Source organism: Bradyrhizobium sp. 17 (assembly GCF_023073515.1).
GTDB classification, from domain to species: Bacteria; Pseudomonadota; Alphaproteobacteria; order Rhizobiales; family Xanthobacteraceae; genus Bradyrhizobium; species Bradyrhizobium canariense_D.
Window position 1 is genome coordinate 1 of record NZ_JADPJQ010000065.1, and the last position, 18,175, is coordinate 18,175.

14 protein-coding genes are annotated in these 18,175 nt (G+C 64.1%); 7 read left to right on the forward strand and 7 right to left on the reverse strand.

Annotation, left to right across the window (positions count from 1 at the left end):
• Positions 1-311: 311 nt before the first annotated feature.
• A complete protein-coding gene (locus IVB13_RS09795; RefSeq protein ID WP_026233274.1) occupies positions 312-1,892 on the forward strand; it encodes a fatty acid--CoA ligase in 1,581 nt (526 codons plus the stop codon).
• A 168-nt stretch (positions 1,893-2,060) separates the two neighbouring features.
• Here IVB13_RS09795 and IVB13_RS09800 read toward each other — a convergent pair whose 3' ends face one another.
• Entirely contained in the window at positions 2,061-3,335 is a 1,275-nt protein-coding gene (locus IVB13_RS09800; RefSeq protein WP_247488679.1) for an acyl-CoA dehydrogenase family protein, read from the reverse strand.
• Positions 3,336-3,545: 210 nt separating this feature from the next.
• Between IVB13_RS09800 and IVB13_RS09805 the strand changes: the two genes are divergently transcribed.
• Positions 3,546-4,325, forward strand: a complete 780-nt coding sequence (locus IVB13_RS09805) for an enoyl-CoA hydratase-related protein (protein ID WP_247488681.1) — start codon at positions 3,546-3,548, stop codon at positions 4,323-4,325.
• A gap of 146 nt (positions 4,326-4,471) precedes the next feature.
• On the opposite strand, the gene IVB13_RS09810 is transcribed toward IVB13_RS09805, so the two are convergent.
• Genes IVB13_RS09810 through IVB13_RS09820 form a run of 3 tightly spaced genes read right to left on the reverse strand, consistent with a single transcriptional unit; the run spans position 4,472 to position 6,623 of the window.
• The gene (locus IVB13_RS09810; protein WP_026233275.1) at positions 4,472-4,849 is read right to left on the reverse strand and encodes a DUF6285 domain-containing protein; all 378 of its coding nucleotides are present in this window, start codon (positions 4,847-4,849) and stop codon (positions 4,472-4,474) included.
• A gap of 2 nt (positions 4,850-4,851) precedes the next feature.
• Positions 4,852-5,838 (reverse strand): phosphotransferase family protein, encoded by a 987-nt coding sequence (locus IVB13_RS09815; RefSeq protein ID WP_247488682.1) that lies wholly within the window; start codon positions 5,836-5,838, stop codon positions 4,852-4,854.
• Complete coding sequence (locus tag IVB13_RS09820; protein WP_247488684.1) at positions 5,835-6,623, reverse strand: enoyl-CoA hydratase/isomerase; 789 nt, start codon at positions 6,621-6,623, stop codon at positions 5,835-5,837. The genes IVB13_RS09815 and IVB13_RS09820 overlap by 4 nt, the downstream gene beginning before the upstream one ends.
• A 165-nt stretch (positions 6,624-6,788) precedes the next feature.
• Here IVB13_RS09820 and IVB13_RS09825 point away from each other — a divergent pair, with 165 nt between their 5' ends.
• The 3 genes from IVB13_RS09825 (at position 6,789) to IVB13_RS09835 (ending at position 9,613) form a co-directional block, all read left to right on the forward strand.
• Positions 6,789-7,568, forward strand: coding sequence for an SDR family oxidoreductase (locus IVB13_RS09825; RefSeq protein WP_204510639.1), 780 nt, complete (start codon positions 6,789-6,791; stop codon positions 7,566-7,568).
• Between the two features lie 112 nt (positions 7,569-7,680).
• A complete protein-coding gene (locus IVB13_RS09830; protein WP_247488686.1) occupies positions 7,681-8,061 on the forward strand; it encodes a VOC family protein in 381 nt (126 codons plus the stop codon).
• 274 nt (positions 8,062-8,335) lie between these two features.
• A complete protein-coding gene (locus IVB13_RS09835; protein ID WP_027516797.1) occupies positions 8,336-9,613 on the forward strand; it encodes an acyl-CoA dehydrogenase family protein in 1,278 nt (425 codons plus the stop codon).
• Positions 9,614-9,662: 49 nt separating this feature from the next.
• Here IVB13_RS09835 and yghU read toward each other — a convergent pair whose 3' ends face one another.
• Positions 9,663-10,544 carry a glutathione-dependent disulfide-bond oxidoreductase gene (yghU, locus tag IVB13_RS09840; RefSeq protein WP_085362319.1) on the reverse strand — a complete coding sequence of 294 codons (882 nt, stop codon included), beginning with the start codon at positions 10,542-10,544 and terminating at the stop codon, positions 9,663-9,665.
• A 303-nt stretch (positions 10,545-10,847) separates the two neighbouring features.
• Between yghU and IVB13_RS09845 the strand changes: the two genes are divergently transcribed.
• The gene (locus IVB13_RS09845; protein WP_018456978.1) at positions 10,848-11,981 is read left to right on the forward strand and encodes a nitronate monooxygenase; all 1,134 of its coding nucleotides are present in this window, start codon (positions 10,848-10,850) and stop codon (positions 11,979-11,981) included.
• A 116-nt stretch (positions 11,982-12,097) separates the two neighbouring features.
• Complete coding sequence (locus tag IVB13_RS09850; protein WP_247488688.1) at positions 12,098-13,615, forward strand: acetyl-CoA acetyltransferase; 1,518 nt, start codon at positions 12,098-12,100, stop codon at positions 13,613-13,615.
• 108 nt (positions 13,616-13,723) lie between these two features.
• On the opposite strand, the gene IVB13_RS09855 is transcribed toward IVB13_RS09850, so the two are convergent.
• The gene (locus IVB13_RS09855; RefSeq protein WP_247363463.1) at positions 13,724-14,926 is read right to left on the reverse strand and encodes an efflux RND transporter periplasmic adaptor subunit; all 1,203 of its coding nucleotides are present in this window, start codon (positions 14,924-14,926) and stop codon (positions 13,724-13,726) included.
• Positions 14,913-18,092, reverse strand: a complete 3,180-nt coding sequence (locus IVB13_RS09860) for an efflux RND transporter permease subunit (protein WP_204510633.1) — start codon at positions 18,090-18,092, stop codon at positions 14,913-14,915. The genes IVB13_RS09855 and IVB13_RS09860 overlap by 14 nt, the downstream gene beginning before the upstream one ends.
• Between the last annotated feature and the right edge of the window lie 83 nt (positions 18,093-18,175).

Genomic DNA, 18,175 nt, shown 5'->3' on the forward strand with positions numbered 1-18,175 from the left:
GCCATTGGCCGAAAGGCGGGCAATCTCGCATCGATCGTCAAGGGAGAGCTGTTTGTAAGTCCGCCCCATGGCAACACCTCCAGATGGAAGTGTTGCACTTCGTTTGTGAACTCAGGGGACCCATTATCACCGAATGTTCTTTGGCGAAGATTGGCCATGGCCAGTCTTCGCCGAATTGCGTTTTGTGGCTATGGGTCCTGGCTTTCGCCAAGACGACGACGCTGAAGCCAGGCGTACCCTCTCCCATCTTGTCTTCGCCCGCGGATGACGCCACACTCCGCGGCATAAGAACAAGACGTCACGGGAGAGACATGTCCACCACACAGCCATTGGCTGACCTCGCCGACATGGTGCGCGAGCGCGCCAAGAGCCGCGGCAATGCCATCGCCTTCGAGTTCGAAGGTCGTGTCACCAGCTTCGCCGAGTTCGACATCAAGACGAATCGCGTCGCCAATGCGCTGATCGCGATGGGTGTGAACAAGGGCGAGCGCATCGCCTATCTCGGCAAGAACAGCGACAACTATTTCGAGCTGCTGATGGGTGCCATGAAGGCCGGCGTGGTGATGGCGCCGGTGAACTGGCGGCTCGCGGGCCCCGAGGTCGCCTTCATCGTGAGCGACTGCAAAGCGCCGGTGCTGTTCGTGGGACCTGAGTTCATCACCCAGGTCCGCCAGATCAAGGACCAGTTGCCGGGCGTGCGCAGCGTCATCACCACCGAAGGCGGCGCGCCGGAATGGCAGGATTTTACAGCTTGGCGCGATGCACAGAGTGGCGACGATCCCAAGGTGCCGATCGACACTAAGGACATCGCGATCCAGCTCTATACCTCGGGTACGACAGGCAAGCCGAAGGGCGCGATGCTGTCGCATGCGAACTTCCTCAACCTGGTGCAAACAGGCAATGCCGAGGACAAGCCGGAGTGGAACCGATGGTCGACCGACGACGTGTCGCTGGTCGCGATGCCGATCTTCCATATCGGCGGCTCCGGCTGGGGCGTGATGGGGCTCTACCACGGCGCCCGCGGCGTGATCGCGCGCGAGTTCGATCCGACCAAGGTGCTGGATTTCTTCGAGCAGTCCGGCATCACAAAGCTGTTCATGGTGCCGGCGGCGATGCAGTTCGTGGTGCGGCAGCCGCGCGCGAAGACAATCGATTTCTCCCGGTTGAAATACATGCTGTACGGCGCCTCGCCGATACCGGCGGCGCTGCTGAAAGAATGCATCGAGATCTTCAAATGCGGGTTCGTGCAAATGTACGGCATGACCGAGACCACCGGCACCATCGTCGCGCTGCCGCCGGAGGATCATATCGAGGGCTTGGAGCGGATGCGCTCGGCCGGCAAGGCGCTGCCGGGCGTCGAGATCGCGATCCTAGACGTTGACGGCAAGCCGCTGCCGCCGCGCGAGGTCGGCGAGATCGCGACGCGCTCGGGCTCCAACATGGCCGGCTACTGGAACCTGCCGGAAGCGACCGCCGCGACGCTGCGCGGCGACGGCTGGCTGCGCACGGGTGATGCCGGCTACATGGACGAAGACGGTTATCTCTACATCCACGACCGCATCAAGGACATGATCATCTCCGGGGGCGAAAACATCTACCCGGCCGAGGTCGAGAGCGCGCTGTGCGATCATCCCGACGTCGCGGAAGCTGCCGTGATCGGTATCCCCGACGACAAATGGGGCGAGGCGGTGAAGGCCGTGGTGGTGATGAAGCCCGGCAAGCAGGCGACCGCCACCGACATCATCAACTTCACGCGCGAGCGCATCGCCGGCTTCAAGACGCCGAAGAGCGTGGAGTTTTTGCCGGCGCTGCCGCGCAATCCCTCAGGCAAGATTTTGCGACGGCAGTTGCGGGAGCCGTATTGGGCGGGGAAGGATAGAAGGGTGAATTAGCACCACTCCAGCCACATCGTCGTCCCGGCGAAGGCCGGGACCCATAGCCACAGGATTGGGTTTTGCGAAAACTCGGAGTTGCCGTCTGGCGCAACGACTTCTCCGTGGGGTAATGGGTCCCGGCCTTCGCCGGGACGACTCCGGGGAGAGACTGCGCGCAACAATCCCTCAATGCTTCCCCGGCCCCATATAGCCGAACAAAAATCCCGCTACCTTGCGGATCTGGATCTCCTCGCTGCCCTCGGTGATGCGATAGCGGCGGTGATGGCGGTAAATGTGCTCGAACGGCTTGTGGCGTGAATAGCCCATGCCGCCGTGAACCTGCATGGCGCGGTCGGCAGACTCGCAACACAGGCGGTTTGCCCAGTAGTTGCACATCGAGACGCGGTCGGAGAGCGTCCGCTCGATCTGCTCCTCGGTGAGCTTGTCCATTTCCCAGGCGGTCTTGCGGATCAACAGGCGCAGCATCTCGGCCTGCGTCGCAAGCTCGACCAGCGGGAATTGGATCGCCTGGTTCTCGGCCAGCGCCTTGCCGAACGGTTTTCGCTCGCGCGCATACTTCACGCTCTCGTTGATGCAGTAGACCGCTGCCCCCAACGAACTCGCTGCCTGCCGGATGCGGTTTTGATGGACAAAACATTGCGCCAGCGACAGGCCGCGACCGTCCTCGCCGAACAGCGCATCCTCCGGCACGAACACGTCCGTAAAGCTGACGCGGGGATGATCGGTCGGCATGTTGAAGGTCCACATATACTCTTCGATCTTCACGCCATGGCTCGTGGCCGGCACCAGGAAGCAGGTGATGCCGCGGGCATCGCCGTCATTGCCTGACGTGCGCGCGAACAGCGCGCAATGCGTGGCGACGTGCATGCCGGTCGTCCACATCTTCTCGCCGTTGATGATCCAGCCCTTGACGTTGTCACGGGTCGCGGGCACCGCGCGCGCTTCCATATGGGTGGCGTCGGAGCCGTGATTTGGCTCGGTCAGGCCGAAGGTGATGCGGTACTTGCCCTTGATCGAGCCGTCGATCATCGCCTTCTGGTCGTCGCGTCCGTAGCGATCGAGCATGGTGGCGACGGGGAAGTTGCCGACGATGGAATGCTCGTTCTGGAGGTCGTTGTGCAGGCCGAGCCCCTTGGCGGCAAAGTGCTCGCGGATGACCGCCATCCAGAGGTTGGAGCCATTCTTGCCGCCATATTGCTTCGGCACCGCAAAACGCAAATGACCGGCGGCGTCTGCGAGATCCTTGGCCTTGCGCAGCAGCGCCTCCCATTCGTGGCGCGGCAGGCCGCCATTCTCGAAATCGGTGCGCGCCCATTCGCGGCGGTGATCGAAGAAGCGGATGTTATCGTCGGCCGCCTCCAGCGGCTTGATCTCTTGTTCGATGAAAAGGTCGAGCTTTGCGAGATAGGCGACGAGATCGGCAGGCAGCGAGAAATCCACGGCTCTCTCCCGGATGATTTTTTCGTTTTGCGTTAAGGCGCTGGGCGCAGCTTTGCTTCGCACGATTAAGGTGAGAAGAGCGCCGCCAAGTCAAGCAATGGGAGGCGTGTGAGATGCGCAAGGCGCATTGCGCAATTCGATGGTGCTCCAGCGCGGAGGCGCGGTAGTATTCCGGCAATATTCCTTCACGAGAAACTGCGGGAGCGCGCGATGGAGCTGAAATTTTCCAAGGTGGAACGCAAGGGGCCGATCACGATCGTCACGCTGTCGCGGCCCGAGGTCTACAACGCGCTGCACACCGACGCGCATTTCGAGCTCAACAAGGTGTTTGACGATTTCTCCGCCGATCCCGAGCAGTGGATCGCGATCGTCACCGGTAGCAGCGACAAGGCGTTCTGCGCCGGCAACGATCTGAAATGGCAGGCCGCCGGCGGCAAGCGGGGCTGGGACAAGGGCGGCTTCGCCGGCCTCACCGCGCGCTTCGACTGCGACAAGCCGATCATCGCCGCGGTCAATGGCGTGGCGATGGGCGGCGGTTTCGAGATTGCGCTGGCCTGCGACCTGATCATCGCCTCGGAGAACGCGACCTTCGCCTTGCCCGAGCCGCGCGTCGGGCTGGCCGCACTCGCCGGAGGCCTGCACCGGCTGCCGCGCCAGATCGGGCTGAAGCGCGCCATGGGCATGATCCTCACCGCGCGTCATGTCAGCGCCAAGGAGGGTCTCGAACTCGGATTCGTCAACGAGGTGGTGCCGCAGGGCGAAGCGCTCACGGCCGCGCTGCGCTGGGCCGAGATGATCACCAAGAATTCTCCGATGTCGATCCGCGCGTCAAAGCAGGCGATCCAGAAGGGCCTCGGCGTGTCGCTGGAGGAGGCGATCGAGGAGCAGCGGGAATATCCGGCCGTGAAGGCGATGGTTGCGTCCCAGGACTACATCGAGGGTCCGAAGGCGTTTGCGGAGAAGCGGCCGCCGAAATGGGTGGGGAAGTGAAGGGTCGCTCGGCTCATCACCGCCGTCATGCCCCGGCTGGACCGGGGCATCCAGTACGCCGCGGCTTCTCGGCTCAATCAATGCCGCCTCTGGAATACTGGATCGCCCGCCTTCGCGGGCGATGACAGCAGAGAGTGTAGTACCGCCTACCCGCTTCGCGAGAGTTCGCGTTTGTACGACGCGTAATTCGGCTGGTCCACCGCAAGCTTGTCCATGGTCGTTTGCCACAGATGCTCGGCAAGGCCGGGCGTCGCTAGATCGACCTCGCCCTTGGCGATGCGCTCGGCCAGCGTGCGGTTGAGATCGGTCACCGAGCCGTCCATGCCGAGCAGAGCACGCAGCCGCTCCGCCTCAGCGGCGTCGCTCCCTTCCTCCAGCGTCAATTGCCGCGTCACGAGGTCGAGGATGTTGATGGCGACGCGCAGCTTGAAGGCCTGGTGGCCGGAGATCAGCGGCGCGATGTCGTTGCGGAGGAAATCGGCGACTGACTTCGTCAGCTCGATCGGGGTCGGCTCGTCCTGCATGGTCAACTCCCCCGCGGCGCCAGCAGCCGCAACAGATCGATCTCGGTCTCGGAAGCGCGGCGGCCGATCATGGCGCGTTCCATCGAATGGTCCGGGCCCTCGCGAAAACGCTGCATCATGCCGCCGCACATGATGCCCCAGCGCAGCGTGCCCATCACTTCCCAGAATTTGACACGCGATGGATCGACCTTGCGCCCAGCCGCCTCATAGCCGGCAAACAGCTCCTGACGCGAGCCAAAGCCGCCGACCGGCTTGTCGATCTCGCCAAAGCGCCAGGAGTTGACGCAGACCCAGCCGAGATCCTCCATGGGATCGCCGAGATGGGCGAGCTCCCAGTCCAGCACCGCGCGCACGCCGTCGGCGCCAACGATGAGATTGCCGTTGCGGAAATCGCCATGCACCAGCGTCGTCTCGGCCGAAGGGCCCGGATCGTGGTCGCGGAGCCAGCGCAGCGCCAGCTCGAAGACGGGTTTGGGCCAGTCCAGGCTGCGATAATCGCGTTCGAACTCAGAGATCTCCTCCGTCGCGGACCGGCTGCGCAGCTCGGGCAATTTGTCCAGCGGCAGCCTGTGCAGCTTCGCGAGCACGCCGCCGATTTGCCGCGCGAGACGCGGCCGCGCCGCCGCGAACTCATCGTCGCGCAGAATCTTGCGCGCGATGGTCTCGCCCTCGACCCGCTGCATGATGAAGCCGGTGCCGAGATCGTCGTCCGGCGTCAGCACATGCATCACGCGTGGCGACGGTACGCCTGCCTCATAGGCAAGCTGCATCAGCTGCGCTTCCGCGCCGAGACCTGCCGCGCGCGTCGGCGCTGCGCCATAGCCTTTCGGCGAGCGGCGCAGGATTGCCCCGATCACGCCATCGGGATGCGCGATGTCGAAGCGCCAGGTCTCCTGGCTGGCGCCGCCGGACAGCTTGGCCGCGCCGGTCACGCCAGTCGCCCCCTCGCACCAGCGCGCAACGCCGCGGGAAAGCTCCGCCTCGATCATTTGCCCTTGAACTGCGCCGGACGCTTCTCCAGGAAGGCACCAACACCTTCGCGGAAATCATCCGTGTCGCCAGCACGGAGCTGGCACTGGAATTCGAGATTGAGCTGATCCTCGAAGGAATTCTCCGGGCTGTCCCAATAGAGCTTGCGGATTAGCGACAGCGCGATCGTCGGGCCGCTGGCGAGGTCGCGCGCAAGCCTCATCGCCTCCTCCATCAGCACGCCGTCATCATAGACGCGGTTGACGAGACCCCATTCCAGCGCCTTCTCGGCCGGGAGCCGCTCGCCCATCAGCGACAATTCGATCGAACGTGCCTTGCCGATCAGCCGCGGCAAGAGCCAAGTCGAGCCGCAATCCGGCACCAGACCGATGCGGCGGAACGCTTGCAGGAAATAGGACGAGCGCGCGCACAGGATCATGTCGCCGAGCAGCGCGAAGCTCATGCCGGCGCCGGCCGCCGGGCCGTTGACCGCGGTCACGATCGGGCAATGCAGATTGCGGATGCGGCGCAGGAAGGGATGGAAGCCGGTCTCGAGCGTCAGGCCGGCCTTGGTCTTCTTCGACTGGCTGTTGCGGCCCTGCAGATTTGCGCCGGTGCAGAACGCCCGCCCCGCGCCCGTCAGCACCACGCAGCGCACCTCGTCCTTCTTCTCCTCGATCGTGTCGAGCGCTTCTGAAAGACCGCCCAGCATGTCCACGGAGACCGCGTTCATCACCTCCTGATGGTCGAGCTTGAGGATCGCGACCGAACCATCGAGATCGAGCGTGACGTGTTTGAACTGCATGGTTTCCTCGTGAGTTGCGGCCTGTGCCAGTTTCGCAGACCGGAATTGATTTTGCCGGGGCGCATATTTGATTTTTGGCGCGGTCTTGTCCATGGTGATCGGAGCATAGCAAGCAATCTTGCGCGCAGCGGCTGATGCGCACGAAGCAAAAACAGGAAACGCGCCATGAACCTTTTCGACCTTTCGGGACGCGTCGCCGTGATCACCGGCGGCAATGGCGGTATCGGGCTGGGCATCGCGCAGGCGCTCGCCGGCCAGGGCTGCAACGTCTCGATCTGGGGCCGGAATGCTGACAAGAACAAGGCCGCTGCCGCGAGCCTGGCCGGGCTATCAGGCAAGGTCGACACGCGGGTCTGCGACGTCACCGACCCGACCTCGGTCAACGCCGCGATGAAGGCCACGCTCGACACATTCGGCCGGGTCGACGGCTGCTTCGCCAATGCCGGCATCGGCGGCGGCGGCCGGCGCTCCTTTATCGAACGCACCGAGGAAGAATGGCGCACGATGTTTGCGACCAATCTCGACGGCGTGTTCCACGCGTTCCAGGCTGCCGCAAAACACATGACCGCGCGCGCCGAGGCCGGCGATCGCTTCGGCCGGCTGGTGGCGACTTCGAGCCTCGCCTCGATCTTCGGCACCGCGCGCAACGAGCACTATGCCGCGACCAAGGCCGCGATCAACGCGCTGGTGCGTGCGCTCGGCGTCGAGCTGGCGCGTCACGGCGTCACCGCGAACGCGATCCTGCCGGGCTGGATCAAGAGCGACATGACCTCGGGCCTGATGGCCAACGAGAAATTCGTCGCCAACGTGATGCCGCGAATTCCGGTGCGGCGCTTCGGAGAGGCCAGCGATTTCGGCGGTATCGCGGTGTATCTGATGAGCAAGGCGTCGTCGTATCACACGGCGGATACGTTCGTGATCGACGGCGGTTATACGGCGTTCTGATTCTCGTAGCCCGGATGGAGCGCAGCGCAATCCGGGACCGCCAAAAGCAAACAAGACCCGGATTACGCTTCGCTCCATCCGGGCTACAAATCATAATGAGGGGAACGGACACATGTTTTCACACGTCATGATCGGCACCAACGACCTTGACAAGGCCAAGGCGTTCTACGACAGCCTGCTCGGAACGCTCGAGGTGCGGCCGGCGCGGGTCGACGGCCATCGCATCTTCTACATTACCAAGACCGGCGTGTTCTCGGTGACGAAGCCGATCAACGGCGAAGCGGCGACGCCTGCGAATGGCGGCACCATCGGCTTTGCCGCCAACTCGCCGGAACAGGTCAATGCATGGCATACGGCCGGCATCGCCGCCGGCGGCGTTCCTTGCGAAGATCCTCCTGGTATCCGTCAAGGCCCGGGCGTCAACCTCTATATTGCCTATTTGCGTGACCTCGACGGCAACAAGATCTGCGCGATGCACCGGATGGCAAGCTAGGCCGGCCGCAAGCACCGCTGTCATGCCCCGGCTTGACCGGGGGCATCCAGTACGCCGCAGCTTCTCGATAGATCACATACGCCTCGGAGTACTGGATCGCCCGATCAAGTCGGGCGATGACAGCGAGAATGCCGCCCATTCAAACAACATTTCAAACGTCCGCGATATTCCATCGCATGGCATGGCTCGCGTTGGAAAAAATGCGCGCTCGCACTTTGGCGACGCTGCGACTATTCTCCGGCGCAACGCGATCTCAGCGACCCCGGGAGGAACAATGACAAAACACACCTATATTCCCCGCACCACCAACTACACCCTCAATCCCGGCGACGAGCTCAACGACCTCAGGATGTCGGACCAGGTCCGGCCGCTCTACGATCACGTCAGGAAGTTCATCCGCGACACCGTCGAGCCGATGTCGATCGAATTCGCCAAGGCCGGCGAAGGCAAAGAGGATCGCTGGAGCTTCACGCCGAAGCAGCTCGAGGTGCTGGAGAAGGCCAAGAACAAGGCCAAGCAGGAAGGCCTCTGGAACTTCTTCCTGCCCGACGACGAGACCGGCCAGGGCCTGAAGAATCTCGACTACGCCTATATCGCATCCGAGCTCGGCAAGAGCCCACTGGCATCGGAGAGCATGAACTGCTCGGCGCCTGATACCGGCAACATGGAGGTGCTGGAGCGCGTCGGCACCAAGGAGCAGAAGGAGAAGTGGCTGAAGCCGCTGATGAACGGCGAGATCCGCTCCGCCTATGTCATGACCGAGCCGAACGTCGCCTCCTCCGATGCCAAGAACATCTCGACGAGCGCAAAGCTCGTTGGCGACGAATGGGTCATCAACGGCGAGAAGTATTACATCTCCGGTGTAGGCGATCCCCGCTGCAAGATCCTCATCGTGATGGTGAAGACCAACCCGGATGCGGCGCCGAGCAAGCAGCAGTCGCAGATTCTGGTGCCGCGCGACACGCCCGGCGTCGAGGTGCTCGGTCCCATGTACGTGTTCGGCCAGGACCACGCGCCGCGCGGCCACATGCACATGCGCTTCAACAACGTGCGCGTGCCCAAGGAGAACATTCTGCTCGGCGAAGGCCGCGGCTTCGAGATCTCGCAGCTTCGGCTAGGCCCGGGCCGCATCCATCACTGCATGCGCACTATCGGCAAGGCCGAGAAGGCGCTCGATTTGATGGTGCAGCGTGGCCTCACCCGTGAAGCCTTCGGCAAGAAGATCGCCCATCTCGGCGGCAACATGCAGATCATCGCGCAGGCGCGCTGCGAGATCGAGGCGATGCGGCTGATGGTGCTGAAGGCCGCCAAGGCCATGGACGTGCTCGGCAACAAGGAGGCCCGCGTCTGGGTCTCCATGGTCAAGGCCATGGTGCCGGAGCGAGCCTGCAAGATCATCGACCAGTCGATCCAGATGCACGGCGCCACGGGCATCTCGCACTGGACCCCGCTCGCGGAGATGTATCAGGACGTGCGCCATCTCCGCTTCGCGGATGGTCCGGACGAGGTGCACTGGATGGTGGTGGGACGCCACGAGCTGAGCATGGCGTGAACAACTGCCTCTCTTCCCCTCTCCCCGCACGCGGGGAGAGGCGAAGGGGCTACGACGCGGCCACCTCGCCGATCTTGTCCTGCGTCTTGGTCTCGAAATCGCTAGCGTCATGCCGCTCGTGAAGCTGGCTGGCGGGATCTCCGGAGACACGGTTGACCATGCGGCCGCGCTTGACGGCCGGGCGCTTGGCGATCTGGTCGGTCCAGCGCTGCACGTGCTTGTAGTCCTGCACGGACAGGAATTCGCCGGCGCCGTAGACCAGCCCCTTGGCGAGCGCGCCGTACCAGGGCCACACCGCCATGTCGGCGATGGTGTATTCGCTGCCGGCGAGATATTCGTTGTCGGCGAGCCGGCGGTCGAGCACGTCGAGCTGGCGCTTGGTTTCCATCGCGAAACGGTCGATGGCATATTCGATCTTGGTCGGCGCGTAAGCGTAGAAATGGCCGAAGCCGCCGCCGAGATAGGGCGCGCTGCCCATCTGCCAGAACAGCCACGACATCGCTTCAGTGCGGCTCTTGATGTCCTTCGGCAGGAAGGCGCCGAACTTTTCGGCGAGGTAGAACAGGATAGAGCCGGACTCGAACACCCGGATCGGCTCCGGGCCGGAGCGGTCCATCAGCGCCGGGATCTTGGAATTCGGATTGATGTCGACAAAGCCGCTGCCGAACTGGTCGCCGTTACCGATTCTGATCAGCCAAGCGTCGTATTCCGCGCCCTTGTGGCCGAGCGCCAGAAGCTCCTCCAGCATCACGGTGACCTTGACGCCGTTCGGCGTCGCCAGCGAATAGAGCTGGAAGGGATGCTTGCCGACCGGCAGCTCCTTGTCATGGGTGGGACCGGCGATCGGGCGGTTGATGCTGGCGAACTGTCCGCCGTTCTCCTTGTTCCAGGTCCAGACCTTGGGCGGCACGTAGGCGGGGGTGTCGGTCATGCGAGGGCTCCGGCAAAAAGATGCGTCTGCATTAATTAGCCCGCGGACGGCGGATGGCAAGCCCTGCCGGCCCTGCGTCCGGCGCGGGCCTCGCGACCGCGTCATGCGTCCGACGTTGCCGAGGACGGCCATCACGAGAAGCCGCATCTGTCGAGCCGGGCGTACGGCTTCGCGCAACACGGCGTGTGCACGCAAGATGCGCCGCCAAATCCGGATTGGCATAGCGCAAGACGATGGTCTAGCGTCGATGAGCCTTCGCTCAAGATTGCGACAACAGCAACGCGAGGCCGCCGGGAGAGAACGATGAAATCGCCGATCTGCGACATGCTGGGCATCGATTTCCCGCTGCTCGCCTTCAGCCATTGCCGCGATGTCGTCGCGGCTGTCAGCCGCGCCGGTGGGTTTGGCGTGTTAGGTGCGACCGTGCACACGCCGGATACGCTCGAACGCGAGCTGAGATGGATCGACAAGCACGTTGACGGCAAGCCTTACGGCGTCGACGTGCTGATCCCCGAAAACATCTCGACTGCGGGCGAGAAGGACGTCACCTGGAAGAGCCTTGAGGCGCGCGTGCCACAGGAGCACCGCAACTACACGCGCAATCTCCTGAAGAAATACGACATCGAACTCACGACCACCGAGGTCGCCGACAACCAGCCGCAGCCGTTCGATGGCAGGACCGCGCTGGAGCTGCTGGAGGTCTCGTTCAACCACCCGATCCGCCTGATCGCCAATGCGCTCGGCGTGCCGCCGAAGGCCATGATCGAGATGGGCAGGAAGCACGGCGTGCCGGTCGCGGCCCTGGTCGGCGCCAAGGAGCACGCGCTGCGCCAGGTCGCGGCCGGCGTCGATATCCTCGTGGTCCAGGGCACCGAAGCTGGCGGCCATTGCGGCGAGGTCTCGACCATGGTGCTGGTGCCCGAGGTGATCAAGGCGATCAAGAATATCCGCGACGTGCCGGTGCTGGCGGCCGGCGGTATCATGACGGGACGACAGATGGCGGCCTGCATGGCGATGGGTGCCGCGGGCGCCTGGACCGGCTCGGTGTGGCTTGCGACCGTCGAGTCCGAGACCACGGAGATCTTTCGCGAGAAGATGATCGCGGCATCGTCGCGCGATGCGGTGCGCTCTAAGGGCCGCACTGGAAAGCCGGCACGGCAACTTCGTTCGGTCTGGACCGACGCCTGGGACCGCGCAGCCGAGAGCCCCGGCGCATTGCCGATGCCGCTGCAAAGTATCGTCAGCCGCGACGCCTTCAACTCGATCGACCGCGCCGCGGCGGGCGGCAACGCCAAGGCGCGCGATCTCGTGAGTTACTTCGTCGGCCAGGGCGTCGGGCTGATCGACAGCGTGAAGTCGGCCGGTGCGGTGGTGCAGGAGTTCAAGGAAGAGTTTGCCGAAGCCGTCGAGCACATGAATGCGCTGGTGGCGGAGTGATTGCCACACACCGTCATTGCGAGCGCAGCGAAGCAATCCAGACTACCATCGCGGAAAGACCCTGGATTGCTTCGCTACGCGCGCAATGACAAAAAACTGACATCGTGAATTGAAGCATGACAGATAAGAAGCATACCCCCGAAGACCGCATCCCCGTCATCGTCGGCGTCGGCGAGATCGTCGACCGTCCCAAGGAGGTCACCGATGGCCTCGAGCCGCTCGACCTGCTCGAACAGGCGCTGCGGCGCGCGGAAGCAGATGCCGGCGCAAAGCTGCTCGACGAGGTGCAATCGCTCGATATCGTCAACTTCCTGAGCTGGCGCTATCGCGATCCGGAGCAGCTGCTGGCGCAACGGCTCGGCATCACGCCTTCGCATTGCTATTACGGCCCGGTCGGCGGCGAGAGCCCGATCCGCTACATCCACGAGGCAGCAAAGCGCATTGCGCGCGGCGAATGCAGCGTCGCCGCGGTTTGCGGCGCGGAGGCACAGTCGACGGCGACCAAGGCGGAGCGCGCCGGGGCAAAGCTGCCATGGACCCCGTTCGCCCATGACGTCGAGGAGCCGAAGCGCGGCGCGGCATTCCAGAAGCCGCTGGCCGTGAAGCTCGGCGTGTTCCGCCCCGTCACCGTCTATCCGTTCTACGAAGCGGCATCGTCCGCCCATTGGGGACAGACGCCGCGCGAGGCGATGGCAGAGTCGGGTACACTATGGTCACGCTATTCCGAGGCCGCCGCGCAGAATCCCAACGCCTGGCTGAAGCGGCGCTATACGCCTGACGAAATCACGACGCCCACCGCGGACAACCGTCTCATCGCGTGGCCTTACAACAAGCTCATGGTTGCCAACCCGAGCGTCAACATGGGCGGCGCGCTGCTGCTGACCAGCCTCGCCAAAGCGCGTGCGGCCGGCATCGCCGATGACAGACTGGTCTATCCGCTCGGCGGCGCCTCGGCCGAGGAGCCGCGCGACTATCTCTTGCGCGACCAGTTTTACGAGAGCCATCCGCAGAACGCCGTTTTGAAGGCCGTGATGGATCTCGCCGGCGGCGACGGCAGGAAGTTCGACGCGATCGAGCTCTATAGCTGCTTTCCGTGCGTGCCCAAGATGGCGCGGCGGACGCTGGGTCTAGGTGCGGACGTGCAGCCGACCGTGACTGGCGGCCTCACCTTCTTCGGCGCGCCGCTCAACACCTACATGACGCACGCGGCCTGCGCGACGGTCCGGCGCGTGCGCGACGGCGCAAAGCTCGGCCTGCTCTACGGCCAGGGCGGTTTCGTCACCAAGCATCATGCGCTGGTGGTGTCGAAGGTGCCGCCGCGCGAAGCATTGGCACAGGAGACGAGCGTGCAGGCGGCGGCGGACAGCAACAAGCGCGCGGTGCCGGAGTTCGTCACGGATGTCTCAGGCAAGGGCAAGGTGGAGAGCTTTACGGTGCTCTACGGCCGCGGCGGCGAGGTCGAGCATGGCGTGGTGATGCTGCGGACGGAAAACGATAGGCGCACGCTGGCGCGGATTCCCGCGAGCGATGCGGCAACGCTGGCGCATCTGCTCGACATGGATCGCACGCCGGTGGGTTCGCGCGGCGAGATCACGATGACGGTAGATGGCGTGCCGGAATGGAGGGTGGCGTAGCTCTCGTAGGGTGGGCAAAGGCGCTCTTGCGCCGTGCCCACCAATCTTTTTTAGGATCGCAGAGAGATGGTGGGCACGCTTCGCTTTGCCCACCCTACGAAACCGAGGCTACCCCTTCGGCGCCTGCTTCTCCGACGCCGTCGCGGGCTTGCCCTTGGCGCCGGCGCCGGTCACGCGGACCTGGTCGCCGTCGGAGAGGCCGTCCGGTGGTGCCGTGATGACGCGGTCATCCGCTGCAATTCCCGAGGCGAGCTCGATCTCCTTGCCAAGATCGCGGGCGATGGTCACGGGCTTGAACAGGACCTTGTCGTCCGGACCGACGGTTGCGACGCGCAGGCCGCTGCCGTTGAAGATCAGCGCACTGGCGGGAATGCTGAGCGGCGCGGCGTCGCGCTGCAGGCTGAGCTTCACGCTAGCATAGCCGCCGGGCATCAGCTCGCCTGAGGAATTGTCGAGACCGAGCTGCATGCGCGTCGTGCCGGAGGCGACGTCAACCGCCTGCGAGGAGGCCTCCACCGTCGCCTGGAAGGTCCGGTTCGGATACTCCGGCAGCACGATGGCGGCCTTGGCGCCGATCTTGATCGCGGGCACGTAGTTCTGGGGCACGTTGATGTAGACGCGCAGCTTGGTGATGTCGGAGACCACGAACATTGCCGGGCCCGAGCCGCCGCCTGAATTGATCAGCGCACCGACGTCGGTGTCGCGCGCCGTGACCACACCGTCAAACGGAGCGGTGATCTTCTTGTAACCGGCCAGCGCTTCGAGGCGCTCGACGTTGGCCTGGCCCGAGCGAACCGCCGCGTTCTTGTTGGAGAGATCGGCGGTACGCTCGTCGATCTCCTGCGCGGAGACGAAGTTGGAGGCGACCAGCGTCTTGCGGCGGTTGAGGGTGGCTTCCGACAGCCTGGCGCTGGACTGCTGGCTGGCGAGGTCGGCGCGGGCCTGAAGCAGTTGCTGGTCGAGGTCGGGCGCCTCGATCTCGGCGATCACCTGACCGGCCTTCACCCGCGCACCGATGTCAGCGCTCCAGCTTTTGAGATAGCCGGGAACACGGGCAAAGATCGGCGCGCGATAATAGGCTTCGAGACGGCCCGGCAAGTCGATGGTCGCATTGAGAGCCTTGGCATTAGGCAGCGTCACCGCGACGCTGGGAACAGCCTGATCATCGGTCCATGCCTTCAATTTGGAGCCCTGCTCCTCGCGGGCGCGGATGCCGGTGCCCACGACCAAGCCGGCCGCGATTAGCGCCACCACGCCGAAAATGCCCAGTTTCCGGTGCGACACCGGGGAGCGGGGTTCAGTGGGCGACATGCGGGGGCTCCAGGGAGGCGGCGCCTTTGGCGCCTTGCTTCTTGTGTACCATACTGAACACCACGGGAACGAACATCAGCGTGGCGAAGGTTGCAAAGATCAGGCCGCCGATCACGGCACGGCCGAGCGGCGCATTCTGCTCGCCGCCCTCGCCGAGCCCCAGCGCCATGGGCGCCATGCCGATGATCATGGCGAGCGCGGTCATCAGCACCGGGCGGAACCGGACGAAGCCGGCTTCGAGCGCCGCGGCGATGGGATCGCCGAGCTCTTCGTAGCGCTCGCGGGCGAACGAGATCACGAGCACGCTGTTGGCGGTGGCAACGCCCATGCACATGATCGCGCCGGTCAGCGCCGGCACCGACAGCGTCGTCTCGGTGGCGAACAGCATCCAGACGATGCCGGCGAGTGCTGCGGGCAACGCCGTGATGATCACGAAGGGATCGGACCAGGACTGGAAGTTCACGACGATCAGGAAATAGATCAGGACGACCGCGCCGAGCAGGCCGAACAACAAGCCGGTGAAGGCGCTGTTCATGGTCTGCACCTGGCCGAGCAGCACCACGGAAGAGCCTTTCGGCACCTCCTTGGCGGTGTCGGCGATCACCTGGCGGATGTCGGTCGCGACCGCACCGAGATCGCGGCCCGAGGTCGTGGCGAAGATCTGCACCATCGACTGGATGTCGTATTGCGAGACCACCGCGCTCGAAGTCGATCGCTTGATATCGGCGATGCCGCCGAGGATCGGCGACTGCGAATTGCCGGCCGCCGTGATCGGCAACGTCTGAAGCGCGCTGAGCGAATCCATCTGGTATTGCGGCGTCTGCATCACGATCGAATAGGATACGCCGTTGTCCGGATTGAGGTAGTAGGTCGGCGCCACCTGCGAGGAGCCGGCAAGGTTGACCACGAGACTGTTGGTGACGTCACGCTCGGTCAGCCCGACATACTGCGCGCGGGTGCGGTCGACATCGATATTGAAGGTCGGATTGTTCGGTGACTGCTGGATGCGCGCATCGGCGACGCCGGGAATCCTGCGAACCTTGGCCAGCAGATTGTTGGCATAAACGAAGTTGGCGCTGATATTGGCGCCGCGGATCTGCAGGTCGATCGGCGCCGGCGCGCCGAAGTTCAGGATCTGGCTGACGATGTCGGCCGGCAGGAAGGCAAAGCTGACGCCGGGGAACAGCCGCGGCAATTGCTCACGCAGCACGCGCACATGCTCTTCGGTCGGCTTGTGGCCTTCCTTCAGCTTGATCTGGATGTCGCCATCCTGCGGGCCGATCACGCCGGTGTTGTTGTAGGTCATGTTGATGCCGGAGATCGGCATGCCGATGTTGTCGGTCAGCGTTTCGATCTCACCCGGGATCAGCTTGCGGATCGCCTTCTGCACGTCGGCGAGCTGGTTCGCTGTCTCCTCGACGCGGGTGCCGACCTGGGTGCGGACGTGCATCAGGATGTTGCCGGCATCGACCGCGGGGAAGAAGTTGCGTCCGAGGAACGGGACCAGCGCGAAGGACGCGCCGACCACGCAGAGGAAGCCGATCACGAACACCGGACGGTGCGCGAGCGCGAGCCCGAGGAAATTGTGGTAGCCGCCGCGAATGCGCTCGAAGCGAGCCTCGAAACCGCGCTGGAACCAGACCAGTGGATTGCGCGACTTCGGCGGACCGTTCTCGTGATGGACATGCGCCTGCAATAAATAGTTCGCCATGGTCGGCACCAGCGTGCGCGACAGCAGGAACGACCAGATCATCGCGAACATTACCGCTTCCGCCATCGGCACGAACAGGAAGCGCGCCACGCCGGTGAGGAAGAACATTGGCACGAACACGATGCAGATGCAGAGCAGCGAGACGAAGGCCGGCGTCACGATCTGGTTGGCGCCGTCGAGGATCGACTGCTCGACCGGCTTGCCCTGCTCCAGATGGTAGTTGATGTTCTCGATCGTGACCGTGGCATCGTCGACGAGGATGCCGACCGCGAGCGCCAGGCCGCCGAGCGTCATGATGTTCAGCGTCTCCCCGATCGCCGACAGCATAATGATGGCGCCGAGCACCGAGAGCGGGATCGAGACCGCAATGATCACAGTCGAGCGCCAGCTGCCGAGGAACAGCAGGATCATGACGCTGGTGAGCAGCGCCGCGATCACGCCCTCGAACGCGACGCCTTCGATGGCGCCGCGGACGAACACCGACTGATCGCCGATGAAGCCGATCTTGAGCGCGTCCGGCAGCTGGTCCTTGACGTCGATCACCTTCTGCTTGATGCCCGCGATGATGTCGAGCGTCGAGGTCGCGCCCGCCTTCAGCACCATCATCAGCACCGAGCGGTTGCCGTCGACATGGACGATGTTGGTCTGCGGCGGGTTGCCGTCCCTGACGGTCGCGACGTCGCGCACATAGACCATCGCGCCGTTGACGGTCTTGATCGGCAGATTGCCGAGCTCCTCGATCTTCAGCGGCGAGTTGTTGAGCTGGATGATGTATTCGAACTGCCCGATCTTCTGGGTGCCGACCGGCGTGATCAGGTTCTGGGCCGCGAGCGCGTTGGCGACGTCCTGGCCGGACAGGCCGCGGGCCTGGAGCGCGGTCGGGTCGAGATCGATCTGGACCTGGCGCTGCTTGCCGCCGAATGGGTACGGGATCGCGGCGCCAGGCACGGTGACCAGCGGCGTACGGAGCTGGTTGATGCCGATATCGGCGAGGTTCTGCTCGGTCAGCCCGTCACCCGACAGCGCCACCTGGACGATCGGCACGGTTGAGGCGGAGTAGTTCAGGATCAGAGGCGGCGTCGCGCCCGGCGGCATCTGCTTGATCAGCGTCTGCGAGATCGCGGTGACCTGCGCGTTGGCGGTGCGGATGTCGACGTTCGGCTGGAAGAAGATCTTGATGATGCCAAAGCCATTATAGGAATTGGCGGTGATGTGCTCGATGTCGTTGACCGTTGTCGTCAGCGCGCGCTGGAACGGCGTGGTGATGCGGCCCGACATCTGATCGGGCGGCAGGCCGGTGTATTGCCAGACCACGCCGATCACAGGGATGCGGATGTCCGGGAAGATGTCGGTCGGCGTCCGCAGCGCCGCCAGCGGTCCGATGATCAGGAGCAGGAGCGCGAGCACGACAAATGTGTAGGGCCGGCTCAGGGCAATACGGACCAGAGCAATCATTCGTTGGGCAATTCCAGATCAGGGACAGGAAACACCGCCCCCGCGGGTTTCTCGGTTGATTTACCTGAAGACCGCCCAAATGG

What these genes read in the sequence shown, in the direction of transcription:
- IVB13_RS09795 (WP_026233274.1), top strand. Translation starts at nt 312, where the DNA reads ATGTCCACCACACAGCCATTGGCTGACCTCGCCGACATGGTGCGCGAG.
- IVB13_RS09805 (WP_247488681.1), top strand. Translation starts at nt 3,546, where the DNA reads ATGGAGCTGAAATTTTCCAAGGTGGAACGCAAGGGGCCGATCACGATC.
- IVB13_RS09810 (WP_026233275.1), bottom strand. Translation starts at nt 4,849, where the DNA reads ATGCAGGACGAGCCGACCCCGATCGAGCTGACGAAGTCAGTCGCCGAT.
- IVB13_RS09815 (WP_247488682.1), bottom strand. Translation starts at nt 5,838, where the DNA reads ATGATCGAGGCGGAGCTTTCCCGCGGCGTTGCGCGCTGGTGCGAGGGG.
- IVB13_RS09820 (WP_247488684.1), bottom strand. Translation starts at nt 6,623, where the DNA reads ATGCAGTTCAAACACGTCACGCTCGATCTCGATGGTTCGGTCGCGATC.
- IVB13_RS09825 (WP_204510639.1), top strand. Translation starts at nt 6,789, where the DNA reads ATGAACCTTTTCGACCTTTCGGGACGCGTCGCCGTGATCACCGGCGGC.
- IVB13_RS09830 (WP_247488686.1), top strand. Translation starts at nt 7,681, where the DNA reads ATGTTTTCACACGTCATGATCGGCACCAACGACCTTGACAAGGCCAAG.
- IVB13_RS09835 (WP_027516797.1), top strand. Translation starts at nt 8,336, where the DNA reads ATGACAAAACACACCTATATTCCCCGCACCACCAACTACACCCTCAAT.
- yghU (WP_085362319.1), bottom strand. Translation starts at nt 10,544, where the DNA reads ATGACCGACACCCCCGCCTACGTGCCGCCCAAGGTCTGGACCTGGAAC.
- IVB13_RS09845 (WP_018456978.1), top strand. Translation starts at nt 10,848, where the DNA reads ATGAAATCGCCGATCTGCGACATGCTGGGCATCGATTTCCCGCTGCTC.
- IVB13_RS09850 (WP_247488688.1), top strand. Translation starts at nt 12,098, where the DNA reads ATGACAGATAAGAAGCATACCCCCGAAGACCGCATCCCCGTCATCGTC.
- IVB13_RS09855 (WP_247363463.1), bottom strand. Translation starts at nt 14,926, where the DNA reads ATGTCGCCCACTGAACCCCGCTCCCCGGTGTCGCACCGGAAACTGGGC.
- IVB13_RS09860 (WP_204510633.1), bottom strand. Translation starts at nt 18,092, where the DNA reads ATGATTGCTCTGGTCCGTATTGCCCTGAGCCGGCCCTACACATTTGTC.